The 24,178-nt window shown below is 62.5% G+C and carries 22 protein-coding genes and 2 tRNA genes; 8 read left to right on the plus strand and 16 right to left on the minus strand.

Going from position 1 to position 24,178, the window contains the following annotated elements:
• Positions 1–32 precede the first annotated feature (32 nt).
• The 3 genes from NKH97_RS06780 to NKH97_RS06790 all read right to left on the minus strand — a co-directional run bounded on the left by NKH97_RS06780 (position 33) and on the right by NKH97_RS06790 (position 6,540).
• Positions 33–3,389: an SPOR domain-containing protein gene (locus NKH97_RS06780; RefSeq protein WP_352795835.1), complete on the minus strand. Its 3,357-nt coding sequence runs from the start codon at positions 3,387–3,389 to the stop codon at positions 33–35.
• Between the two features lie 103 nt (positions 3,390–3,492).
• Positions 3,493–5,250, minus strand: coding sequence for an arginine--tRNA ligase (gene argS, locus NKH97_RS06785; RefSeq protein WP_352609614.1), 1,758 nt, complete (start codon positions 5,248–5,250; stop codon positions 3,493–3,495).
• Positions 5,251–5,325: 75 nt separating this feature from the next.
• Positions 5,326–6,540: a deoxyguanosinetriphosphate triphosphohydrolase gene (locus NKH97_RS06790; RefSeq protein WP_023812194.1), complete on the minus strand. Its 1,215-nt coding sequence runs from the start codon at positions 6,538–6,540 to the stop codon at positions 5,326–5,328.
• A 90-nt stretch (positions 6,541–6,630) separates the two neighbouring features.
• On the opposite strand from NKH97_RS06790, the gene erpA reads away from it, so the two are divergent.
• The 4 genes from erpA (at position 6,631) to NKH97_RS06810 (ending at position 8,576) form a co-directional block, all read left to right on the plus strand.
• Positions 6,631–6,978, plus strand: a complete 348-nt coding sequence (gene erpA / locus NKH97_RS06795) for an iron-sulfur cluster insertion protein ErpA (protein WP_013531288.1) — start codon at positions 6,631–6,633, stop codon at positions 6,976–6,978.
• A gap of 1 nt (position 6,979) precedes the next feature.
• Positions 6,980–7,375 carry a VOC family protein gene (locus NKH97_RS06800; protein WP_128304007.1) on the plus strand — a complete coding sequence of 132 codons (396 nt, stop codon included), beginning with the start codon at positions 6,980–6,982 and terminating at the stop codon, positions 7,373–7,375.
• Positions 7,376–7,392: 17 nt separating this feature from the next.
• On the plus strand, positions 7,393–8,187 hold the full coding sequence (gene xth / locus NKH97_RS06805) for an exodeoxyribonuclease III (RefSeq protein ID WP_023812197.1): 795 nt from the start codon (positions 7,393–7,395) through the stop codon (positions 8,185–8,187).
• 89 nt (positions 8,188–8,276) lie between these two features.
• Positions 8,277–8,576 carry a hypothetical protein gene (locus tag NKH97_RS06810; protein WP_023812198.1) on the plus strand — a complete coding sequence of 100 codons (300 nt, stop codon included), beginning with the start codon at positions 8,277–8,279 and terminating at the stop codon, positions 8,574–8,576.
• Between the two features lie 49 nt (positions 8,577–8,625).
• Here the strand turns inward: NKH97_RS06810 and NKH97_RS06815 are convergent, their stop codons facing one another.
• From NKH97_RS06815 to NKH97_RS06850, 8 genes are all read right to left on the minus strand, one after another.
• Entirely contained in the window at positions 8,626–9,486 is an 861-nt protein-coding gene (locus NKH97_RS06815) for a tetratricopeptide repeat protein (protein WP_031213511.1), read from the minus strand.
• On the minus strand, positions 9,473–11,197 hold the full coding sequence (ilvD, locus tag NKH97_RS06820; RefSeq protein ID WP_352439900.1) for a dihydroxy-acid dehydratase: 1,725 nt from the start codon (positions 11,195–11,197) through the stop codon (positions 9,473–9,475). Before ilvD ends, NKH97_RS06815 begins: the two co-directional genes overlap by 14 nt.
• A gap of 307 nt (positions 11,198–11,504) precedes the next feature.
• Positions 11,505–12,725: an OmpP1/FadL family transporter gene (locus tag NKH97_RS06825; RefSeq protein WP_128304005.1), complete on the minus strand. Its 1,221-nt coding sequence runs from the start codon at positions 12,723–12,725 to the stop codon at positions 11,505–11,507.
• Positions 12,726–13,082: 357 nt separating this feature from the next.
• Positions 13,083–15,866: a valine--tRNA ligase gene (locus tag NKH97_RS06830; RefSeq protein WP_128304004.1), complete on the minus strand. Its 2,784-nt coding sequence runs from the start codon at positions 15,864–15,866 to the stop codon at positions 13,083–13,085.
• A 220-nt stretch (positions 15,867–16,086) separates the two neighbouring features.
• Positions 16,087–16,905: a PopZ family protein gene (locus NKH97_RS06835; protein ID WP_128304003.1), complete on the minus strand. Its 819-nt coding sequence runs from the start codon at positions 16,903–16,905 to the stop codon at positions 16,087–16,089.
• Between the two features lie 214 nt (positions 16,906–17,119).
• Positions 17,120–18,511 carry a TolC family outer membrane protein gene (locus NKH97_RS06840; protein WP_023812204.1) on the minus strand — a complete coding sequence of 464 codons (1,392 nt, stop codon included), beginning with the start codon at positions 18,509–18,511 and terminating at the stop codon, positions 17,120–17,122.
• A 181-nt stretch (positions 18,512–18,692) separates the two neighbouring features.
• Positions 18,693–19,361 carry a protein-L-isoaspartate O-methyltransferase family protein gene (locus tag NKH97_RS06845; protein ID WP_023812205.1) on the minus strand — a complete coding sequence of 223 codons (669 nt, stop codon included), beginning with the start codon at positions 19,359–19,361 and terminating at the stop codon, positions 18,693–18,695.
• Positions 19,362–19,451: 90 nt separating this feature from the next.
• Positions 19,452–19,525: transfer RNA gene (locus NKH97_RS06850), tRNA-Cys, on the minus strand.
• 220 nt (positions 19,526–19,745) lie between these two features.
• On the opposite strand from NKH97_RS06850, the gene NKH97_RS06855 reads away from it, so the two are divergent.
• Positions 19,746–19,949, plus strand: a complete 204-nt coding sequence (locus NKH97_RS06855; protein WP_128304002.1) for a hypothetical protein — start codon at positions 19,746–19,748, stop codon at positions 19,947–19,949.
• Positions 19,950–19,973: 24 nt separating this feature from the next.
• Here NKH97_RS06855 and NKH97_RS06860 read toward each other — a convergent pair whose 3' ends face one another.
• Complete coding sequence (locus tag NKH97_RS06860) at positions 19,974–20,231, minus strand: hypothetical protein (protein WP_023812207.1); 258 nt, start codon at positions 20,229–20,231, stop codon at positions 19,974–19,976.
• A 223-nt stretch (positions 20,232–20,454) separates the two neighbouring features.
• On the opposite strand from NKH97_RS06860, the gene NKH97_RS06865 reads away from it, so the two are divergent.
• Positions 20,455–20,529, plus strand: a tRNA-Asn gene (locus NKH97_RS06865).
• 443 nt (positions 20,530–20,972) lie between these two features.
• Positions 20,973–21,221: a hypothetical protein gene (locus tag NKH97_RS06870; protein ID WP_023812208.1), complete on the plus strand. Its 249-nt coding sequence runs from the start codon at positions 20,973–20,975 to the stop codon at positions 21,219–21,221.
• Between the two features lie 381 nt (positions 21,222–21,602).
• Here NKH97_RS06870 and NKH97_RS06875 read toward each other — a convergent pair whose 3' ends face one another.
• The 4 genes from NKH97_RS06875 to NKH97_RS06890 form a co-directional block, all read right to left on the minus strand.
• Complete coding sequence (locus NKH97_RS06875) at positions 21,603–21,848, minus strand: hypothetical protein (protein ID WP_023812209.1); 246 nt, start codon at positions 21,846–21,848, stop codon at positions 21,603–21,605.
• 212 nt (positions 21,849–22,060) lie between these two features.
• The gene (locus tag NKH97_RS06880) at positions 22,061–22,357 is read right to left on the minus strand and encodes a DUF982 domain-containing protein (RefSeq protein WP_023812210.1); all 297 of its coding nucleotides are present in this window, start codon (positions 22,355–22,357) and stop codon (positions 22,061–22,063) included.
• A gap of 44 nt (positions 22,358–22,401) precedes the next feature.
• A complete protein-coding gene (locus NKH97_RS06885) occupies positions 22,402–22,857 on the minus strand; it encodes a hypothetical protein (RefSeq protein ID WP_023812211.1) in 456 nt (151 codons plus the stop codon).
• A gap of 69 nt (positions 22,858–22,926) precedes the next feature.
• On the minus strand, positions 22,927–23,415 hold the full coding sequence (locus tag NKH97_RS06890) for an Hsp20 family protein (RefSeq protein ID WP_023812212.1): 489 nt from the start codon (positions 23,413–23,415) through the stop codon (positions 22,927–22,929).
• A 284-nt stretch (positions 23,416–23,699) separates the two neighbouring features.
• Here NKH97_RS06890 and NKH97_RS06895 point away from each other — a divergent pair, with 284 nt between their 5' ends.
• Positions 23,700–24,131, plus strand: coding sequence for a cupin domain-containing protein (locus NKH97_RS06895; protein WP_023812214.1), 432 nt, complete (start codon positions 23,700–23,702; stop codon positions 24,129–24,131).
• Positions 24,132–24,178: the final 47 nt, after the last annotated feature.

The raw sequence follows: 24,178 nt of genomic DNA on the forward strand, positions 1-24,178 counted from the left end.
ACCGCGCCGGCTTTTGATGGTTGGCTCCGGCTTTAGCGCGAGACGAAGCAGTTGCCGCCGGCGGCCTTGTAACTGGTGCACAAATTGATCGCGTCATTGCGTGACTGGGCCGGAACGCGCACGCGGTAGAACGTGCCTTTGCCGGCGATCTCGGCCTTGACGATGTTGGCGGTACGCCCGGCAAGCACGCTGCCATAGCGGCGCTGCAGATCCTGATAGCTGGACTGGGCGCTTTCGACGGTCGGCTGCGAGGCGATCTGCATCGACCACGAGCCACCGCCGGCCGCGGTCGATGCCGGATCTATGGACGCAACCTGATCGGGCTTGACCTCGCCGACAACATCGACCGGCTGGTCGGACGGACGCTGCGGCGCGAGCGGAACCTTTGCCGGCGTGTTCGCCGATTGGGCCTCGGCTTTCGGCTTGGCGACCGGCTTGAGGGCCGGCTCGTCGTCCGCCTGGGCGGCGGCAGGCGCCACGGTGCCGGTCTGGTCCGCATCGGCTTGCGCCGCCGGGGCGACATGCTGCGGCGCCGGATCGACCGGCTCGGTAGCGGCCATTTGCGGAGCGGCGGGCGCTGCCGGATCTTCACGCGGCACCAGCGAACCGTCCGACTTGACCACCATGGTCCTCACCTTGCGCGGCGCAACGGCGACGACATCGGCATTGGTGCCCTTGTCGGCATCCTGCAGCACCTGCGCGATGCGATCCTCGGACTTGGGCGCCGGCGCAGTGCTATCGGCAGAAGCGTTGTCGGCCGAAGCGGCGCCGGACATCGGCGCGGCATTGCCGACATCGGTTCCAGCGGCGGCTGCATTCTGGTCCGGCGAAAGATCGATGGCGCGGGCCGGGTCCTTCGCCTGCACGTCAACCGGCTCTTCGACGTTGGTGACCAGCTTTTCCTGGACCGGCTCGGCTGGCTTTGCGCCCCTGACCGCGTCGTAGACCTTGTTGTCCTGGTTGGGCACCACGGCGCCGCCCGGATTCTCCGGCTTAACCTTGATCGGCGCGTTGTCGGCCTTGACGATGACAGGCGCTTCGCTGCCGCCCTTGCCGCCAAAGGACAGCGCAAAGGCACCGAGACCGCCCGCGACGGCGACCGCGCCGACAATCGCGGCGATGAACAGGCCGCGTCCGCGCGACGGCCTCGCGGCCTCACGCTCGCCGAGCCCCGGGACAGCCATAGCCTCGTCGAGTTCGGGATCGTAGTCGAGTTCATCGACGGTGAAATCATCGGCTTGGGAAACCGGCTGGCTCCCTGGCAGACTGTCAAGGTCGAAACCAGAGGCGTCGGCATAACCCGTGGGCGCCGCCGCGCGGGCGGACATGTCCATCGGCCGCGCGGCATAGGTCCGCGCTTCCGGCTCATAGCCCGGCTTGATCCCATCATAGCCCGGCTTGACCCCGTCATATGCCGGCTTGAGGCTGTCATAGCCCGGCTTGAAGCCCGCGGCATAGGAGTCATCATCGTAAGACGCGCCGGCCAAATTGCCTGTGGGAGCGGCAGCGACCTCCACCGCGTTCATCTCGGAGAGAAGGCTGGAGAACTCCGCATCGAGATCGTCGTAGCCAGGCGACGCTGGCTGGTCTTCCTCGAAGTGCAGTTCGGGAATATCGAGATCGTCCGCCAGCGCGACGACACGCTCGGGTACATCGACCGTTTCGACGTCGGGCATGTCTTCGTAATGCGCCGGCTGGCGCGATTGCGGCGCCGATACCGGGGCAGCGGGAGCCACGGCCTCGACCGGCTCGGACGAACGGTAGGATGTCATGGCGGCGACTGCCGGCCGGGCGGCCACGGATGCCACCGAAGCGGCCGGCTGAGCACCAAACGCAGGCTGAGCGCTGAATGACGGCTGCTGCGGAACCGGCGTCACGCGGCTCCACGAACGCGGCGGCTCTGCCGGTTGGGAACGCTCCGCAAGCCAATCGAGAGAATCCGCCGAATTGTCCCGGTCAGCGGCTTCGTCACGCGGATCAAGATCCTTGGGCAAAGCCGCGTCGAACGCATCATCGTCGAAATCGACATCGCCAACCGTGTTCCAGGTCGTATCCTGGAGTTCATCAAGCATAAGGTCGTCAATATCCGCATCGGCCGCTTGGGCCGTGCCAACATGCCGGTCCTGCTCAGGCGCGGGTTCGTCAAGATCCCAGTCGAGGTCGCCGACAAGGTCGGCCGGTTCCTCGGCGGGCTCGGCAACAGGCGGCAGGGCAGCGACAGCCGGCTGAGCCGTGACGGGCTCACTGGCCACCGGCACTGTGCGCGCAGTCATGGCACCCAGCAGCGCATTCAACTCGTCTTCCAGGCTCCGTTCGTCCGCGGTCGGGGCATGCACCGCGGCTGCGATGTAGGCTTCCGGCGCCGCCGGCTGGGCGGCAACGGCGGCAACCTCTGTGACCGGCTCTTCGACCGTTTCGGCAAACGCGTCGTCCAAATTCAGGTCAAAAGCATCGTCCGGCACGCTCTCAGGGCTGGGAAGCTCGCCCTTCGCGTCAGCGACATCGGCAAACGCATCATGCGTTGGCGGCTCGTCGAAGGCATTCGGCTCATCCGCGCGAACGTCGAAATCCATGTCGACATCAGCCATGGCGTCGTCGAAATGGCCGGCAAAGCTTTCATCGGAGATTGCATGGCCGTCACGCGCCGCCGCTTGCTCCGGCATGGGATACTCGACGGGCTCGGCGACCACGAATGACTGTTCGGCCGCCGAATGGTCGTCGAGCACCAGCTCGTCTTCAAGCGAGACTGCCACCGCATCGTCGAATTCGTCATCTGAGGCAACTGGCTCGACAGAAGCGTGCGTGTCGGCAACGGCGTATTGGGCCTCTTCGGCTTCCTCATCGATCCGGAGGTCCTGGTCGAGCGAAGTGGCAAGCTCGTCCGCCATCGACTGATCGTCCTCGAAGGGGGAGACGTCCTCAAGCGAACCGGCGACGGCATCGTCAAAATCAGACGCGAAAGCCGGCTCGACGGACGGCGCGGCTTCAGCTGCGACCGCATGGCTGGTGCCGGCGACGTGGCCGTCGATCTCAGCCATGTCCAGTTGGAAATCGTCGTCGAGCGACACCGAAAGCTCGTCGTCCATCGCGCTGGCGTCAGCCGCTTGGAATGCCGGCTCATGCTCGAAGGTCGGCTCATGAGCCTGGACAACCGGAGCGGCGTCGCTGTCGTCAGCGCCGAACTCGCCCATCATTTCTTTCTCGAGATCGATATCGAAATCGCCCTCTTCGAGCCCGCGATCGGCGGCTGGGGCCTGCGGCTGGGCGGGCGATTGCGGCCTGACCGGCTGGCGCGGGTCGAATCCCATGATCCTGGTCAGTTCCGCGAACGGATCATCGTCAGCGATGTCGTTGTTGTCGGCTACTCTCAGCTGGGTTCTGTCTGCCATTATTGTTCCCGAACTCGCACTCATTCGGACGCCATGGACGTCGCGTAGGGTTGGCCCTTACCAGCGCAATGTGGGCAAAAGGTGACAGGTTATTTAGTCAAACCTAACGCATTTCGGTGGGCGCGGCGGCCCCGATCAACGTCAGGCCGGACGTCAAAACGTCCGAAACAGCCTGCACCAGCCCTAGTCTGGCATGCGTCAATTGTCGGTCGTTAACCTTAACAAAACGTAAGTCCGGATTATCCGTGCCACGGTTCCAGTGTCCGTGGAAGCTGGAAGCCAGATCATAGAGGTAAAATGCCAGCCGATGCGGCTCGAGCGCAAGGGCGGCGGACTCGATCAGCCGCGGGTATTCGGCGAGCTTGCGGATCAGGCCGATCTCGCCCTCATCGGTCAGCAATGCCGCGGCCGACGCCAGGCTGTTGCGGTCGAAATTGGCTTCGCCCAGTTGCTCGCTCGCCTGCCGGAACACCGAATGACAGCGCGCCGAGGCGTACTGGACATAGAACACCGGATTGTCCTTGGACTGCTCGGTCACCTTGACGAAATCGAAATCCAGCGGCGCATCGTTCTTGCGGTAGAGCATCATGAAGCGGATCGCGTCGCGGCCGACCTCCTCCACCACTTCGCGCAGCGTCACGAAATCGCCCGACCGCTTCGACATACGCACCGGTTCGCCCTCGCGAAACAGCTTGACCAGATTGCACAGCAGGACAGTGAGCTTCACCTCGTCGCCGGCAATCGCCCGCGCCAAGGCCTCCAGCCGCTTTACGTAGCCGCCATGGTCGGCGCCGAGCACATAGATCAGGTCGACGAAGCCGCGATCGACCTTGTCCTTGAGATAGGCGACGTCGGCGGCGAAATAGGTGAACGAGCCATCGGACTTGACCAGCGCCCGGTCCATGTCGTCGCCGACCGCGGTCGAGCGGAACAGCGTCTGCTCGCGGTCCTCCCAATCGTCGGGTTTCTCGCCCTTGGGCGGCGGCAGCTTGCCCTTGTAGATATGGCCCTTCAGCGTCAAATCGTTGATCGCCGAGCGGATCTTCCTGGCATTGTCGGCGTGCAGCGTGCGCTCGGAGAAGAACACGTCGTGATGCACGTTGAGCATCGCCAGGTCCTCGCGGATCATCGCCATCATCGCATCGATGGTGCGATCCTTGACGATGGCGAGCGCCTCGTCATCGGGCATCTGCAGAAGCGAGCGGCCGAATTCCGCGACCAGCGCCTGGCCGACGGGCACCAGGTAATCGCCGGGATAGAGACCGGCGGGTATTTCGCCGATATCGTCGCCCAGCGCTTCGCGGTAGCGCAGGAATGCGGAACGGCCGAGCACGTCGATCTGCGAGCCGGCATCGTTGATGACATATTCCTTGGTCACATCGTAGCCGGCGAAGGCCATCAGATTGGCAAGCGCGTCGCCGACGACAGCACCCCGGCAATGGCCGACATGCATCGGCCCGGTCGGATTGGCCGAGACATATTCGACATTGGTCTTCCTGCCGCCGCCAACCGTCGAGCGGCCATAGTTGCGGCCCTCGCCGAGCAGTGCGGTCAGATGTGTCTGCCAGAAGCCGTCCTTGAGCCTGAGATTGACGAAACCGGGCCCTGCCACTTCCGTCGCCGCGACATCCTTGTCGTCACGCAGCGCCTGCGCCAGTCTTTCGGCCAGCGCGCGCGGGTTCTGGCCGGTCGGCTTGGCCAGCACCATCGCCGCATTGGTCGCCAGGTCGCCGTGGCTGGCGTCGCGCGGCGGCTCGACGGCAATGCGCGACAGGTCAGCCGAAACGCCGTCTTTGTCTTTCAGATCAAGCGCTTCGACGGCTTTTATGATTCGCGCGGTGAAATCGGCGAAGATGTTCATTTGTGTGACTCTGGGGTCTGGCTCTGGCGGCTTTGCAGCGAATCCGGCTCGTTGGCCGGCAAAATCGAGCCCGCCCTAGCCCAATTCAGGCGTATGGTCAAACAAACGCCGGTGTTCCTTGAGCGCGTAGGTGTCGGTCATACCCGCCAGGAAGTCGGCGACGCTGCGCGCCTTGATGCGGTCGTCGGCCCGATCCAGCCCCTCGCGCCAGCCGTCCGGCATGGCGCGCGGATCGGCGAAATAGGCGTCGAACAGATTTTTGACGATCTGCTCGGCGTCCGCGCGCACCCGCATAACCTCCGCGTGCCGGTAGAGGTGCTTGTACAGGAAGGCCTTCAGTTCTTTCTCCAAGGCAGCCATTTCGGCCGAGAAAACTACCATCGTCTCGCCAGCTGCCCTCACTGCATCGGCGCTCCGCGGCTTGATGCGATCGAGATTGGCGGTCGTCGACTTGATCACGTCCTCGACCATGGCGGTTATCTGCCGCCGCATCAGCTCGTGGCCGGTGCGCACATCATCGAGGGAGGGATAGCGTGAGCGAACGCCTTTCAGGATCGTTCCCGGCAGCGAAACCGTCTCCAGCATGTCCAGCGTCAGTAGCCCTGCCCTCAAGCCGTCATCGATGTCATGCGTGTTGTAGGCTATATCGTCGGCGATCGCCGCGCATTGCGCCTCGATGCCGGCGAACCGGTCGAGTTCGAGATCGTGCAGTTCAGAGTAATCACGGATCGCCTGCGGCACCGGCCCTTTCAGACCCTTGCCGTTGGCGTCCGTCAGCGGTCCATTGTGCTTGACCAGGCCTTCCAGCGTTTCCCAGGTCAGGTTGAGCCCATCGAACTCGGCGTAGCGCGCCTCCAGCCTCGTCACGATGCGCAGCGATTGCGCGTTGTGGTCAAAGCCGCCCCAGGTGGCCATCTTTTCGTTCAGCGCGTCCTCGCCGGTGTGGCCGAAGGGCGTGTGGCCGAAATCATGCACCAGCGCCACCGCCTCAGCGAGATCCTCGTCGCCGCGCAGCGCCCGTGCCAGGGCGCGCGCGATCTGCGCCACTTCGATCGAATGGGTCAGCCGGGTGCGATAGTGGTCGCCTTCATGCGCGATGAAGACCTGCGTCTTGTGCTTCAGGCGCCGGAAGGCCGTCGAATGGATGATGCGGTCACGGTCACGCTGGAATGGCGTGCGGGTCGGGCTTTCCACCTCGTCGAACAGCCGTCCGCGCGACTTTGCCGGGTCGCAGGCATAGGCGGCGCGCGGCCGATAGCCGAATCCGATGTCGCCCAACTCATTGGTCATGGCTGATGCTGCCGCGTTTGACTTAGCCAGGTTGACTTGGCCCCTCGCGCTTCATACCTATCATGTGAAACCGAAAGCAAGGTGACGCCCATGGGCGCTGATGCCAAGACTGCCATGAAAGTCGATATGACCGAGGCCGCCGCCAAGCGGATCGCCAGGATTGTCTCGAACGAGGCCGGCAAGACGGCGCTGCGCGTGTCGGTCGAAGGCGGCGGCTGCTCGGGCTTCTCCTACAAGTTCGATCTGGTCGATACGCGCAATGACGACGACGTCGCCATCGAGAAGGACGGTGCCACCGTGCTGATCGACGATCTGTCGCTGGTCTATATGGGCGGCTCTGTGATCGATTTCGTCGACGATCTGATGGGCCAGTCGTTCCAGATCCGCAATCCGAACGCCGTCGCCTCCTGCGGCTGCGGCACGAGTTTCTCCATATAGAATGCCTGCTATCGGTGCGGTCCGTCAGATCGCGCTGTCGGCTGGCCGTGATCTCGACGCCACGCTGGCTTTCTGGCGCGACGTGCTCGGCATGGCGGTTCATGCGCGCTTCGACCCGCCGGGCATCGCCTTCATCATGGCCGGCGATATCAGGCTGCTGTTCACCGACGGCATACCGGCCGGAACCGTCTATCTCGACATATCGGGCCTCGATGACTTCCATGCCTCTGCGGTCGCGGCAGGCGTACCCTTCACCGCGCCGCCAACACTTGTCCATCGCGACACAGAGGGCCAGTTCGGTCCAGCGGGGGAAAGCGAATGGATGGCCTTCCTAAAGGACCCGGCTGGCAATACGATTGGCCTCGTCGAACGCCATCCGCCGCAAGAATCCAACTGAACAGCATCGAGACCGCCATGAAAATCGTCACCTGGAACATCAACGGTGTCCGCGCCCGCATTGGCAACCTCACCCATTGGCTGACCGAGAGCGCACCCGACATCGTCTGCCTGCAGGAGATCAAGTCGGTCGACGAGCAATTCCCGCGCGCCGAGATCGAGGCGCTTGGCTACAATGTCGAAACCCACGGCCAAAAGGGTTTCAACGGCGTCGCCCTGCTGTCGAAGCTGCGCTTCGACGAGGTGATCCGAGGCCTGCCCGGCGACGATGCCGATGAACAGGCGCGTTTCATCGAAGGGGTTTTCTCGACTGACAAGGGCGCGCTGCGCGTCGCCTCGCTCTATCTGCCGAACGGCAATCCGATCGATGACGAGAAGAAGTTTCCTTACAAGCTGTCCTGGATGGCGCGGCTGGAGCGCTGGGCCGAAGAACGGCTGAGACTGGAGGAGGCTCTGGTGCTCGCCGGCGACTACAACGTGATTCCCGAGCGGATCGACGCGCGGTTTCCGGAGAACTGGCTGGGCGACGCGCTGTTCCAGCCGCAGACGCGACAATCCTTCCGGCGGCTGCTCAACCTTGGTTTCACCGAGGCGGTGCGCGCGGTCACCGACGCACCCGACACCTACACATTCTGGGACTATCAAGCCGGCGCGTGGCAGAAGAACAACGGCATCCGCATCGACCACCTGCTCTTGTCGCCGGAAGCCGCCAACCGGTTTTCTTCCGCGTCGATCGAAAAGCACGTGCGCGCCTGGGAAAAACCGTCCGATCACGTGCCGGTGGCGATCGATCTCGCACTTCAGCCGGCCTGAGAGAACCCTCGCCGGGCACGTCTGCGCTGGACCTCATATCGCCACATTTCGCGCCGCTCATTGCGGGCCAGCATGGCGGCTGGGGTTCCATGAGCACACGATTTCATCTTTGTCCGATCGGCCTGGCATTTGCCATGGCCGCTCCCGGTGCGGCATTTGCCGACCAGGAATGCCTGGCCAATGGAAAATCCTACCAGCTTGGCCAGGTCGCCTGCCTGACGCTTGCCGACCGGAGCCATCTGGCTCGCTGCGACATGGTGCTCAACAACACATCGTGGACGAAGATCGGGGATAGCTGCCCGGAAAACACGCTGGCGCCACAACCCCATGTCACGCCGATCTCGACGCCGGCGCCCAGCATGGTGCCGACGGAGCCGATCGAGAACTGATCACGATCGAAAATCGAGTGCTGCTGGTGAAGCTGACGCGGCCGCGAGATTACTGATCCGCGTTGTTGCCCTTGGTGAGGATATCATCGGCCAGCGAGATGGCGGTGCGGCGGTCGGCCTCGCCGGCGGTGGCAAATGCCTCTTCCTGCATGCCGCGGATCCAGGGCTGGTCAGCCGGCGAAGCGCGTTCGAGCGCTGCCGTCATCATCGCCAGGCCACGAACGATCTTGCCGCTCTGGAACAACAAATGGCCCAGTGTCGCCTGTGCGCCGGCATGGCCTTTCTCGGCGGCGAGTTGGAACCAGCGCCCGGCCTGCTTGACGCTGGCCTTCACGCCGCCCTCGCCCTTCAGGAACATCTGCCCCATTTCGAACTGCGCGTTCGGATTGCGGTAGTTGGCGGCGGCGCGCATGTAATATTCCTGGGCCGCCACCTCGTTCTCGGCGACCGGGCTGCCGGGAATGCCCGTGCGCAAATAGTCGCCAAGCGCCACCAGCGCGTCGGAGACATAGCTTTCCTCAGGCGAGCCGGGCTCGACGTCCTGATCGACGATCTCGGAGAAGAACTTGAACGCCTCGTAGTCGTCACGCGCCACGCCGTCGCCCTCGGCATACATGCGGGCAAGCTTCCAGGTGGCGCCGATCTGGCCGTTTTCGGCGGCGTATTTGTAGGCCTCGGCAGCCTGTTCCTTGTGGCCGTTCTTGTAGGCGGAGAAGCCGAACTGGAAGACCGCCCATGGGCTGGATTGCGGCTTCACCCCGGTCTTGTCGTCGAACACCTTGTCGTCGAAGGCCATGGCCTGGCCCACGGCGCCAAAGGTCGCGCCAAAAGTGGCGATCACGACCAGTGCCGAAAAGACAGACGACCTCAACAACTCTGGTGTTGACTTCAACAACTCAGATGTCCGCATAACAGTGTGTTTCTTTCGCACCGCCTGGATGGGTCACGGCGCCATCGCGCGCCGGCCCTACCGTCTGTGCATATTTCCATATCGCGCCCGACTGATAATCGGTCGCGCGCGCCTTCCATGTCTTTGCCCTCGCCGCCAGTTCGCTATCGGACAACGCCACGTCGATCGTGCCGTTCACCGCGTCGATCGAGATCACGTCACCATCCCTGAGCAGTCCGATCGGGCCGCCTACGGCTGCTTCGGGGCCGACATGGCCGATGCAGAAACCGCGCGTCGCGCCCGAGAAGCGCCCGTCGGTGATCAGCGCCACCTTGCCGCCCATGCCCTGGCCGTAAAGTGCTGCCGTCGTCGACAGCATCTCGCGCATGCCGGGGCCGCCGCGCGGCCCCTCGTAGCGGATGACGAGAACTTCGCCTTCCCTGTAGTTGCGCTGCGTCACCGCCTCGAAACATTCCTCTTCCGAATCGAAGCAGCGTGCCGGGCCGGAGAACTTCAACTCCGCCATGCCCGCGACCTTCACGATCGCGCCTTCGGGGGCAAGGTTTCCCTTCAAGCCCACGACACCGCCGGTTTGGGTAATGGGTGTGTTGGCCGGGCGGACCACGTCCTGATGCTCATTCCAGACAACGTGCTGCATGTTTTCGGCCAAAGTGCGGCCAGTCACGGTCATGCAGTCGCCATGCAGATAGCCGTGGTCGAGCAGCGTCTTCATCAGCAGCGGAATGCCGCCGGCCTCGAACATGTCCTTGGCGACATATTTGCCGCCCGGCTTGAGGTCGGCGATGTAAGGCGTCTTCTCGAAGATCTTGGCCACGTCGAACAGGTCGAACTTGATGCCGGCCTCGTGGGCGATCGCCGGCAGATGCAGTGCCGCGTTGGTCGAACCGCCGGTGGCCGAGACCACGGTCGCCGCATTCTCCAGCGCCTTCAGCGTGACGATGTCGCGCGGCCGGATGTTTTTCGCGATCAGTTCCATGATCTTTTCGCCGGAGGCGAAATTGAACCGGTCGCGCATTTCATAGGGAGCCGGCGCGCCGCAGGAATAGGGCAGCGCCAGGCCGATCGCCTCGGCGACGGTGGCCATGGTGTTGGCGGTGAACTGGGCGCCGCAGGAACCGGCCGAGGGACACGCGACCTGCTCGATCTCAAGCAGTTCGTCGTCGCTGATCGTGCCGACCGAGTGCTGGCCGACCGCCTCGAAAACATCCTGCACGGTGATCTGGCGGCCGCGATAGCTGCCGGGCAGGATCGAACCGCCATAGATGAAGATCGACGGCACGTTGAGCCGCACCATGGCCATCATCATGCCGGGCAGCGACTTGTCGCAGCCGGCCAGCCCGACCAGCGCGTCGTAGCAATGGCCGCGCATGGTGAGTTCGACCGAATCGGCGATGACCTCGCGCGACACCAGCGATGACTTCATGCCCTGGTGACCCATGGCGATGCCGTCGGTGACGGTGATGGTGCAGAATTCGCGCGGCGTGCCGCTGGCCGCAGCGACGCCCTTCTTGACCACCTGCGCCTGGCGCATCAGCGAGATGTTGCAGGGCGCCGCCTCGTTCCAGCAGGAGGCGACCCCGACCAGCGGCTGCGCAATCTCGGCCGCCGACAAACCCATCGCATAGAGATAGGAACGATGCGGCGCACGCGCCGGACCGACGGTCACATGGCGGCTGGGGAGCTTAGCCTTGGAGATGACTTTGGCGTCCATACTCTTCCTTGCCCCATCTTCCCTGCAAATGGGGCGGAGCGGCCTGCCCCCTCGCCGAGCCTTTTGGCGCGTGTCCCGAGACAAGATCGAGGTGCGCCGGGTTTATGGCGGGAAATGGGCAATTTCCTCAGCCCGGCTTCCAGCGCAGGGGTTGTTCAGAAAGTGTTGCCAAAACGTCACAATCGCACGGGGCGAAAGAGGTGCGGCTAATATGCAACGCAGCTTGGATACGGGGCGCACGGGCGATGCCGGCTCAAACGAAAAAGGCCGAGCAACGCCCGGCCTTTTGCTTAGAATTTTCAGTTGCTTAGAACTTGATCTTGATACCGCCGGAAATTGCCGTGACCAGATCGTTGCCGAAGTCATAGCTGTCATCGGTGCCCGCGATATAGCCGTTCTCGCCAGCCAACTCCCCTGAATGGCCGCTGGTCAGCACACCGACCGCACCTGCCAGACGAACCTCGATATTCGGCCTGGGCGTATAGGCAACGCCACCACCCAGCGTCCAGGTATCGGTCTGTGCACCATAGCCATGCGACGTGCCACGATCCCAGGAAAGCTGCCCAGCGGCACTCCACTGATCATTGAACTTGTGACCGATACCGCCCGTGACAGTCCAGCCATCACGATACATCAGGTCGAGTGAAGTTAGTTGGCCCAGACCATTCGTGACGCAGAATGAGGAGGGTGTACCCTGGGCACAGATCGGAACGCTTTGCAGGACGCTCCAATTGACCCACTTGATCGAACCGAAAGCGAGCCAGCCAGGTGCGATGCCCGACTGCAGTTTCAATTCGAGCGAATCCGGCATTGACTCCGTCGCACCATAAATCGGTACAGAGACGACGCCGCCGATGTTCAGAGTACCAGAGATATTGTCGAGCTTCACTTGCGAATTGTAGACAAGGCTGGCGCGCAGCGCGATATCTGGAATTTCATAAGCGACGCCCGCACGCCAGCCCCAGCCATCGGCCTCCAGATCGACACGACCGACCATCGTGCCGAAGCCAATATCTGTGTAGTTCTCCTTGAAGCCATAGATCTTCTGGTAGAAAACACCGCCTATGAACCGAAGCTGGCCTTTGCCGGCGTCCATCTTGTAGGAGCAGGTAGCCGCGTAGTTGTCGCTCTTGATGTCGGTTTCGATATTCGAAAACGCGCCGTTCCACGCATTTCCCGGCGCGGTATGTGCACCCCAGGGCTGCGAATAATCGACCATGCAATCCACGCCTTGCACGACCTGGACCTTGGCTCCAATGCGTGGAACCCAATAGCCCTCGGCTCCGTCGGCCGAGGTGCCCAAACCGAGATCGGCTCCGCCCGGGCCGCGCGCATTCTTGTACTTGCGGTCCGGCATCACATAGGTCGCTTCCGCTTCGGTCGCGAACGGAGCCGGATCAAACAACAGGTCGATATCGTAGCCAGCACGCTCCAGGCCGCCGGCATGTGCCGGGTTCATCGCCGTCCCGATCAAAGCCAGCGAAAAGCAGCCCGCCCCAAGCAGCGCTTTCAGTCGCAGAATAGTCATGAAATGTCCTCCCCGAATTCGAGTGCATCAAGCTAGAACCAATTCGGGTTAACGGTGCAACAACGAATTCAAGAGCGTACATGTACACATTCGCCAGGCGCATTTTCGAGGAAATGCAACCGGATGCGGCAAGGCCGAAAACGGTCCGTGATGGCGGATCTGCTTCCAAAAAACAGAGGAAACCCATCCAAAAAGGTTCGAAAACAGCGTTTTTTGCGGTCCGGGAGCCCCATTGTTACATTATGGCAACAATGGGGCTAAAACTTCCGTTTACGTCAAAATTAACGCAACGGCATGCTGATTTTCGAGGCGGAAAACCAGCAGTTTAGAGAGGGCTAAAGTCTCGCGAATCTATCCTTAGCCGGCGTCGCGAACCCTGGCCAACGCGACTGACAGCTTGCCCTGCGCATCGCGGTATTCGGCGAGCTTTTCACGCTCGGCATCGACGATCTCGGCCGGCGCGCTGGCGACGAACCTTTCGTTCGACAGTTTCTTGTGCAGGCGCGCGATCTCCTCGGTCACCTTGGCCAGTTCCTTCTGCAGCCGTGCCGCCTCGGCGGCGAGGTCGATCAGGCTGCCAAGCGGCAGGCAGACCGTCGCCTCATTGAGCACGATCTGCGCCGAGCCCTTGGGCGCGACATCGGCAAGCGAGATGTCGCCGACCCGCGCCAGCCGCTTGATCGCCGAATCCTCGCGAACGAGGCGCTCGCGTGTCACATTATTGGCGCCGACCACGACGAGCGGTGCAATGGCTGCCGGCGGCACGTTCATCTCCGAACGCACGGAGCGAATGCCGGAGACGAGTTCGACCAGCCAATTGATGTCCGCTGCGGCCTCGGCGTCTTCGAAATCCGGTGACGGCCATGCCGCATGACACAGCAGCGAGAGGCGTTGCTTGCCTTCGCCAGCGGTCTGCGCCCACAGTTCCTCGGTCATGAACGGCATCATCGGGTGCAGCAGCTTGTAGATCTCGTCGAGTACGAAGGCGACGCAGGCGCGGCTTTCGGCCTTGGCCGCCTCGTCGGCGCCCATGAACACCGGCTTCAGCAATTCCAGATACCAGTCGCAGAACAGGTTCCAGACGAAGCGGTAGGCGGCACCCGCCGCCTCGTTGAAGCGGTATGAGGTGATGCCGTCCGTGATTTCGCGCGCCGCGCGCGTCAGTTCGGTCAGGATCCAGCGGTTGACCGCCAGCTTCGCGTCATTCAGCCAGAACTCGTCATTGCGCGCGACCTCGTTCATTTCGGCGAAGCGCGTGGCGTTCCACAGCTTGGTGCCGAAATTGCGATAGCCGGCGATGCGCGCCGGGTCGAGCTTCACGTCGCGGCCTTGCGCCGCCATCACCGTCAGGGTGAAGCGCAGCGCATCGGCCCCGTATTCGTCGATCAGGTCGAGGGGGTCGACGACGTTGCCTTTCGACTTCGACATCTTCTGCCCGTTCTTGTCGCGCACCAACGCGTGCATGTAGACGGTGTGGAACGGCTCCTCGTCCATGAAGTGCAGGCCCATCATCATCATACGGGCAACCCAGAAGAAGATGAGGTCGAAGCCGGTCACCAGCACGTCGGTCTGGTAGTAGGTCTTCAGCTCCGGCGTCTCATCAGGCCATCCCAATGTCGAGAACGGCCACAGCGCCGACGAAAACCAGGTGTCGAGTACATCCTCGTCGCGGGTCAGGATCTCGCCCGGCTGGAAATTCTCCAACTTGTCCTCGACCCAGCCCTTCCAGGGTCCTTCCAGAGCCAGGTAGTATTCGATCGCGGCGCCGAGCGCCTCTTCCTCGGTCTTCTCGACGAAGACGCGCCCATCCGGCCCGTACCATGCCGGGATCTGATGACCCCACCACAGTTGGCGTGAGATGCACCAGGGTTCGATATTTTCCATCCACTGGAAATAAGTCTTTTCCCAATTCCCGGGTATGATCTTGGTGCGCCCCTCGCGCACCGAAGCGATCGCTGGCTTGGCCAGTTCCGCCGCATTGGCATACCATTGCTCGGTCAGGAACGGCTCGATCGGCACGCCCCCGCGATCGCCATGCGGGACGGCGTGGCGATGCGGCTCGACCTTTTCGAGGAAGCCGCCCTCTTCCATCAGCTCGACGATCTTCTTGCGCGCGACGAAGCGGTCGAGGCCGTCGAGTTCGTCCCAGACAATTTGGCGCTCCGGCGTCACCTCGAGGCCGGCAAGGAAATCCTCATTATCCCTGAGACTTACCGCCGCCTCCGTGGTCAGGATGCTGATCGCCGGCAGCTTGTGGCGCTTGCCGACCTCGAAGTCATTGAAATCGTGCGCGGGCGTGATCTTGACCGCGCCCGAACCCTTTTCCGGATCGGAGTACTCGTCCGCCACCACAGGAATCCTGCGACCGACGATCGGCAGGACGATGTTCTTGCCGACCAGATGCCGGAAGCGCTCGTCGTCAGGGTGCACGGCGACGGCCGTATCGCCCAGCATCGTCTCCGGGCGCGTCGTCGCCACGGTGATGAAGGTTGTTGGGTTTTCCGGGTCGAAGACCTGGCCCTCTACGGGGTAGCGGAAGTGCCAGAGATTGCCGTTGACCTCCTGCTGCTCGACCTCGAGATCGGAGATCGCGGTGAGCAGCTTGGGATCCCAGTTCACAAGGCGCTTATCCTTGTAGATCAGCCCTTCCTTGTAGAGCGTGACGAACACTTCGAGCACGGCCTTGGACAGGCCTTCGTCCATGGTGAAGCGTTCGCGTGACCAATCGGCCGAGGCGCCGAGCCGCTTTAACTGGTTGAAGATCGCGCCGCCGGATTCGGCCTTCCACTCCCACACTTTCTCGATGAACTGCTCGCGGGTCAGGTCGCGGCGATGGATCTGCTTTTCCATCAGCTGCCGCTCGACCACCATCTGCGTGGCGATACCGGCATGGTCCATGCCCGGCTGCCACAGGACATTCTTGCCGCGCATGCGCTCGAAGCGCACCAGTATATCCTGCAGCGTGTTGTTGAGCGCGTGTCCCATATGCAGCGAGCCGGTGACGTTCGGCGGCGGGATGACGATGGTGAAGGCTTCCGCCCCCTCCTCGGCCCCGGCACCGGCGCGAAACGCGTCGGCCTCTTCCCAGACTTTGGCGATCTTCGGCTCGACGGTTTTGGCGTCGTAGGTCTTTTCAAGCATGGGAAAATGGTCCGCGCTGTCGGGAGTTTTGCTGGTCCGCTGTAAATCGGAAGGCTTTGACCAAGTCAACCGCAAGGGCTGTCTCGGACCCTCACAACCAGATAGGCGCGGCCTTGGTCATTTCAACGGAAAGCGATCCGTCGTCCTGCCAACAAGCTGACCTCACCAAAGGAAACGGCGCCACGAGGGCGCCGCTTCCTTTGGTGATCGGCATGGGGAACTACTGCGCCCCGCGCGCCACGCGCTCGATCTCCTCGCGCACCAGCCTTTCGACCAGTGTCGGCAGATTGTTGTCGAGCCAATCCTGCAGCATCGGCCGCAGCATCTCTTCGGCCATTTCGTCGAATGTCTTCTTGCTGCGGCTGGCAAACGCGTCGGAAAGCTCGCCAAAGGCAGCCGCGACCTGCCGGCCGGTGTGCTCGGAAACGATCGCCGGACGCGGCGCGTCGCTGGCCGCCACCGGTCGCACCACGCTTGCATCCGGACGAGACGGCTCGACGGCTGCTTTCGCGGTCGGTTCGTCACTTGGAGTCTCCACGGACGGCTGGGCAGCGGTCTTGGGGGCTTCGCTCCGGTCCGACACCGCCCTCGCCTGCTCACCGACCGCGGCGATCTCGCGACGCCAATCGGCGATGGAAGCGTCGGCGACAGGACGCGATCCCGGCGCTTCAACCGTGATTGGCTCGGCGGCGACGCGGGCGCTGACCTCGGCAAGTGTCATCGATGGCTTTGCCGGGCCGGGATCGGGGCGCACCGGCGTTTCCATGCGTGCGGCCACCGGCTCGGCCGCCGGCAACTGTGCCTGGACTTCCGCCAGCGTGACCGGCTTCCTGCCGTCGGGGGCGGCATGCAGGTCGGCACGGAATGCTTCCACGTCGGGGGCTGCATAGGCGCTCGACGCGCGCTCCAGATCCTGGCTCAACTCATCGGCGTCGCCCGGCTGCTTGCGGCCGCCGTCGCTGTCCTCGATGATCCGCCTGATGGAAGCCAGTATCTCTTCCATGGAAGGTTCGCGCTGTGCGCTGCTTGCCGTTGCCATCGTCACATCCGCCGCCCTTGTGACCCCTGTTGGGTTTTCCGATCCGGCAGAGCCGGATCGAATCATGGCGACAGCGTAACCGACGGATCGCCGCACGAGAATCCCCAATCTGGGGACTTGTGGGATTTCAACAGATTAGCGCGATCTGAACCCGAGAGCGCAGTACGAAAGATCCTGCTCAAACGAGGAGCACGGCCAGTCCTGGCCGAACGCTTCAGCGGCCGTCCGGCGTGCGCAGGCCGTACCACTTGTCCTTGACCGCGTTGTAATGCTCTTCAGGCTTGTATTTCGCTACCTGCAAGCCAAGGCGGTCGACGGACAGACGGCCGGTCGCCTGCAGGATGGCGTAGCTCGCCACCACCACATCATGTTCGTAACCGGCCTGGTTGATCTGGGCGGTGATGACCGTCGCCTGCGCGTTGAGGACGTCGAGCGTGGTGCGCTGGCCGACATTGCGCTCTTCGATGACACCGTTCAGTGCCAGCTTCGCGGCCTCGATCACCTGCCTGTTGGCCGTCAGCTGCTGCTGCGCGGCGGTGTACTCGGTCCAGGCGGCGGTGACGGCCTGGCGCACCTGGTCGCGGCTGACGTCGACCTGGATGCGGGCCTGGCTGAGCGATTCCTTGTCCTGGCGCACGATCGCCGAGGTGCGGCCACCCGAATAGATCGGGATGGTCAGCGTTGCCCCGACACTGGCCGAATTGGTCGTGCCATCCTGCGAACCGACGCCCGGCAAAGGCGAGGTATTGCGATAGGCGCTCGAAACGCCGGCGGAAGCCGACAGCTGCGGCAACAGCGCGCCTTCGGCCGACTTCACCGAAAACGCGGCCGCGTCGACCAGATGCTGCGTGGCAAGGATGGCCGGATGCTCGTTCGAGGCCACCCCGACGGCGGCGGCGAGGCTCGACGGCAACAGCTTTGCCACCGGCGAAGCGCCCTTGAGCTTGCCCGGCTCGTCGCCGACGATCTGGCGGTAGATCGCCGCACTTGCCAGCGCCTGCGCCCGGGCGGCACTCAGCGATGCCACGGCGGCGGCCCGCGAAGCATCGGCCTGGGCGACATCGGTGCGCGTGCCTTCGCCAACTTCGAAACGCGAACGCGCCGCGCGCGCCGTTTCGGTCAGGAACTGAAGGTTCTGCTCAGTCAGCACGGCGACCTGCCGGTCGCGAATCACGTTCATATAGGCTTGGGCCGCGCTGAACAGGATACCCTCTTCGGTGTTGCGCAGGCTTTCGACGGAAGCGCGGACCTGCGCTTCGGCGGCAGCGACATTGTTCCTGGTCTGAAAGCCATCGAACAGCATCTGGTTTATCTGGACGCCAAAATTTCCGGTGGTCAGCCTCACGCTTGAATTGGTGCCATTGAGATGGCTGCTCGAATAATCAATATCCGCCGAGCCGGTGACAATCGGGCGGTAGCCCGACTTGGCGATGGCGACACCCTCGTCGGTGACACGAACGCCGGCGCGGGATGCATTCAGCGAAGAATTGTACTGATAGGCCTTTGCAAGCGCGCCGGAGATGCTTTCGGCTGAAGCCGCCAGTGGGGACAGCATGGTCGCCGAAACGAGGACGGCGGTGAAAAGTGACTTGCGTAAAGACGGCACGGTTAAACCCTCATTCGTTTTCCATGGGAACCGCGCCGCGCCTGCTTCTCTCATAGATCAGCCGGCGCCGCGTGTTCGATGTTCCCTGCTGCTCACCCCAAAGTGCCCCCAGTCTGGGATCCGCAGCGATCGTTCAAATGCAAGCGACCATGACACAGCCTCTCCTGCAAGGCCAAATCATTCAGAATTCGAAAGCACGAATGCGTTCAAACCCCGGTAGTGGCTTAATTGCCGCATTAAATGCACGTCTTCCGGTTACAACCCCCCCGGCCTTGAAAAAGAGACGGGCCACGCCGGAATTGCCCTGCCCTTCGACGGCGACAAGGCGGCCGCCTTCGGCGAGTTGGTCCAGCAGCGCCACCGGCACTTCCGCGACGCTGCCACCGACGAAGATGACGTTATAAGGCGCCTTAGCGGCATGCCCCTGCGGCAACGCGCCCTGGACGACGGTCACATTGCCGCAGCCCAGCGACGAAAGCGTCGATCTGGCGGTTTCCGCCAGCGCCGAATCACTTTCGAGCGCCACCACGGACCTGGCCAGTCGCGACAGGATGGCCGAGGCGTAGCCGGTTCCGCAACCGACATCGAGCGCCGAATCGGTCGGGTTGATCTCCGCCAGCTGGATAAGCTTGGCCAACGGCGATGCTTCCATCAGGTAGCGCGCGCCGTCCGCGCCGGCGGCAATGCGGATGTCCTCGTCGATATAGGCCAGATCGCGCTGGGCGGCGCCGACAAACATCTCTCTTGGGACGACAAGCATTGCATCGAGCAGCGGCGCGCTGGTCACATCGGTGGTGCGGACCTGGCCGTCGACCATCTTGACGCGTAGTTCGGAGAAATCAGCGCTCATGTCCCAACCAATCCGCTTGCCGCGCCAGAACCGCGGTCCATTGTGTCAGGAACTTCAGGCCCCTGCGCTGCCGCGCGGGGGCCCGGGCATTGGAGGCCTCGCCCGGAATCGAACCGGGGTGCAAGGATTTGCAGTCCTCTGCGTAACCACTCCGCCACGAGGCCTCATTGCTCCCGGCGTTCCACCCGGTTCCAATAGGTTGCGGCGAAAATGACGTCAAGCGGCCACCGTGCATTCCGAACGGTTTCCTCGCGTCAGTCCGGACGGCACCCGGCAAATCGTCGGATCGGGCCTGACCGCTCCATTAGCGGACAATTAAGCATAGCCTGCCCGGAGAAGAAACTCATCGGCGGCCGTGCGTTGGACATGGCAGGAGGAAGAGCCATGCACCGGACAGTGGCAGCAAATACAAGTGCCTCGTCCGGCCTGTCCCTGCCACAATGCGGAGAGCCTCTGCATTACGCAATCGACCGTCTGTCCATCGAAGGTGCGGACAGCCTGTCGCCGCATGACAGGGCAAGGCTTGCCTCGGCCGCGGCGATTCTCAAGCAGATCCGTGAGGCGCTGGAAGAGCACGCCGCCCGCTGAACACCCGCCTTGCGCTATCGGCGGTCAATCGGGCCGGCGACGCCGTTCCCACCAGACGACAAAGCGACGCCGGTGACGGCGAACCATGGCGAATTCATAGGACAGCACCAGCAATCCGAGCGGAACCATCCAGAAGCCGAGGATCGGCAGGAAACCGAGGACGCCGCCAACGGTCAGCAGGATGCCGATCGTGATTCTGAGCCCGCGCGAGCGCGGCATTTTGAACTCGCGCCCGAAAACGGAGATTTTCCGCGCCGGCATCTGGTTGTCTTGTGCTGTCATCGTCTCGAAAGATTGACCCGTTTGATTGTTCGCAAGCATGCTTGAACCAAAGCAGCCGCCGCGCTTTCGGTTCCATATCCCCGCCAAGACGGCTAATATGAGGGCTTCCTTCGACGATTGCGAGAAACGCCTGCGCGAAAAAGCCTCGGAAAAATGTGAAAAGCTTCTTTGCAAAGCCGAAAAGGGCAGCTATAGGCTGCGCCACTCACATAAGAGCATCCGTTCCCCGGTAGCTCAGTGGTAGAGCAACCGGCTGTTAACCGGTTGGTCGCTGGTTCGAATCCGGCCCGGGGAGCCAATCTTTTCAAAGCCTTGAGACGGTCAGGTCGCCCATAGGGGCTGATCTATGGCATGTCTGCAAAATCGCGGTCAGCAGGTTGATTCTCAACTTGACCTGGCCCCGCTGTCCAGCGCCGTCGATGACGCCGCGGCATCGGGACGGTTCGCGGGAGCAGGCATAAGGCCTTGCTTCGATCTCGGCGATCTCATCTCTTGTCACCGTTCGGGTTGGGTGCCGGTGCCTCTCGCACATCTCGCGGTGGCGGGTCGACATGCTTAAGCTCTGGCGGGACTTCTTTGTCCCGGCGTTGCACAGGTATCTTCTCCGGTGCGGGCTTCGATGGTGGCTCTTTGATCTTGCTCGGCATAATCGAGTTAACCGCCCTGCCGGTCTCTTGTTCCGTAGCGAGCAGAAAACCTGAATGCGTGGGGAACCGGGAACATCGAAGAGCGTTTTCTCGCATGCTGAAGAAGATCGCCCTCGCCGCCGTGCTGGTCCAGGTTGCCGCGTTTTCGGCTCTCATCACCCAGACGGTCCTCTTCGCGTCCACGGCCACACAGGCCGCCGACGCGAAGCCCGGCGACGCAGTCGCCGTCACCATTGAGAACGAACGGGACAAGGCGGCGCAACCTATTGTTGCCGGCCAATGTCCAACGCGGCTTGTGGCGAGCAAGGTCTTCACGAGGAACGTAATTACGGCGCAACAATAGCTCGCCATCGATGCCGGCCATCCGTCGATCCCCCCAATTTAAGTCAGGGCAATGTGCTTGAAAGCACAATTATTCCTGTTACTTGCGACGTTGGGCGAGTGCGTTTGGGTTGGGCAAGAATTAGTATGATTTCATCGAATATGGAATGCCCGCGCTGTCATGGCAGCGGCAGGGTTTTCGACTGCTCCAAGTGGTATGCGTCAAACGGGCACTGCTGCCCGCAGGGAACCCATCGGGGTGGCTGCCCTGGAAAGACGGGCGCCTGCGCGGAATGCGACGGCCTGGGGACGATGGCGGAGCCTCCGCTGAGAGCCGTGGCGTAATCTGCGAGAGCCGCGCATGCCGCTGATGACGGCGCGGAGGCGCCCGAACGAGCATATTTTACTCTGTTGGTGTTTCTACGGGTGGTGCGGCCAGAACCGTGATGTCCATCCTGGCGATCTTGGATGCCGCGCGGCCTTGCGCGCCAGCATCCATATCGCCGCCTGCGGCAACCATGATTTTGGCCAGATGTCCCACGGCGTCCGCGCTGCGGCCCGGCGAAAATCCTTCCCCGGTTTGCGGCTTCCCCACTGCCGTTTGTTTTTCCGGGACATGCGGATGTTGACTTACGATAGCGGAAACCATTGAACCTCCTGTGGCGACGCTTCGAACATTATATTAGCGTTGACTGTTGCGAGGCTGACCTAGCCAGTCGCCAAAAACCGCACCAGGGAGTTCGAACAAAAGATCGAGCCGCCCCGCTACAAGGTGAACTGGTAGGGCAGCTCACCTTGCAGCGATGTGAAAACGACGATGCAGGCCCAGCCGTCCTGGTAGCGCCGCCCCTTTTATCAAGGCTAAGCGGTAATCCCACCGCGACCTGACCTTGTGTCCATCCAAGGGAACTGAGCAAGCGGGTCCTGCAGGATCTTGACGGATCTTGCGAAGCCGGCGACGGCATCGCGCGCCACCGTCAGCGGAACCTGGCCGTCGTAAGCACGCTGGCAGGCTCGAAAGGCCGTTTCGAAAATCGGACCCCGCCTTTCCCTTGGCCACTCGTCAAAGAAGTCAAAGGCGTCGTCGAGGCACCCTATTTCTTGAATGAACTCGCCATTCTTGACCAGGACCGGTTGGTCGAACGTCCTGTCACTCATGTAATCCTCCATTCGGCACGGTGGGTTGTTGCTGGTTCGGGTCATCATGCGATTGCATGCTCCGGCTCGGCCAACATGCCGCCACCTCCACGCCCAGGCGGTACCGTTGCAATGGCCGGGATTGGCGGCGGATCATCGTCGTCATCTCGCCAGGGGTGCCGCATCCAACCGAGGCGGCTCTTCCTGCGGCGCCGGTCGAAAGACGGGCTGACGGTGCCCGGCATCTTTGAAATACGCGGTTCCCGCCCGGATTCGTCCAGGAGGTGGAGGGCGCGAAGTATGTCGCTGACTTCCACGATGGCGCCGTTGTCCAATTGCCGCAACGCGGGATTGTCAGGAACCGCATGAACGTCGGAAGCCCAGAAAGCGAGCAAAGCCCGCTTTGCGCCGATTGTCATCGTCTCCTCGTTCAGGACGTCATCTGGCGTCCGCAACTCAGCGGATTCCGCGGCAAGATTTTTCGGTTCGGGTTGGTAAAAACTGTAAGCTTCGGTTCTCATCTCCATTCTCCGCGAGCTGTGCCTCCCGGCCGAACCGGGAGGCGGACCGTAGATCTAGGTTCCAGGGAATCAGGCGACCTCGCGCTGAGGCTCCGCATCGGAATCGATCAACTGCTTCTTGCCGGGTTGCTCGAGCGAAACCGCCTTGGCTTCGGACCCTATCTCAATGCGCCGAGGCTTGAGTTCCTTGGGCACTTCGCGGATCAGGTCCACCGACAGCAAGCCATTCTCGAGGTTGGCCGCCTTGACCTTTACGTGATCGGCAAGTTTGAACACCTGCTTGAAGTTGCTCGTCGCCAAGCCGCGATGAAGGACCTCCCGATTTTCCTGGTCGGGTTTCCTTTGGCCGATGACAGACAATTCGGGGCCGTTCTGTATGAGTTCGACTTCATCGAGAGCGAAGCCGGCGATAGCCATCGTAATGCGATAGTCGTTCTCGCCAATCTTCTCGATATTGTAGGGAGGCCAGTCGGAGCGCCCGCTTTTCTCGAGCATATCGAAGAGACGGTCGAAGCCGACCGTTGTGCGGTAAAGAGGGGTATAATCAAAGCTTCTCATAGCCATATCCTCCGTGAAGCAACATGGGTTACGAGGCTGTCGCAGCGCCGCTGCGACGCCAATATGTCGAGCCGAAGCCTCGACGGAAAACGATCTGGTAATCGTGTTTTTTTCCGTCAAGAGGGGCGTAAAAAATTTTCTGGCCGGCAGGCAGATCCAGCGAGCCATGCTCTTCGGCGGGGAATTCCGCCACACCGTACGAGGTCCGCTGAAGCGGGTGCCCAAGGCGCTGCCTTGCGTGCTGGCGGTCACTGCGCGATGTTGGCGGCGGGGTGGAGCGAATCATGCGAAAAATTTTGATGTCCGGACTGCTGCTCGCGGTGGCCTTTTCCGCGAACCCGGCCCACGCGCTGGACAGCAGCGGCACGCCTGTCGTCGTGACCCCTCTTGCGTCGCGCACGACGACCGCGTCCGGCCAGCCGATCACGCTGCCGCAGAAGAACGTGCAGGTGCTGGTCTCGAGCTACGACATCGCGTCGGGCGCGACCTTGCCGGTCCACAGGCACCCCTTTCCGCGCTACGCCTATGTCCAGGCCGGCACGCTGAAGGTCACCAATGTCGAGACCGGCATCAGCAACACCTACAAGGCTGGCGATTTCATCATCGAAATGATCGGCCAGTGGCATCAGGCCACCAATATCGGTGATGTCGAGGTGAAGCTTCTGGTGATCGATCAGGTCGAGCAAGGCGCCAAGAATACGGAATTGCGCCAATAACCGCGAAGTCTGTGCCCGAAGGCGGAAGGCTGTTCGCGCTTTCGCAG

Origin of the sequence: Mesorhizobium sp. M0870, from assembly GCF_040319775.1 — a bacterium.
Taxonomy (GTDB): Bacteria; Pseudomonadota; Alphaproteobacteria; order Rhizobiales; family Rhizobiaceae; genus Mesorhizobium.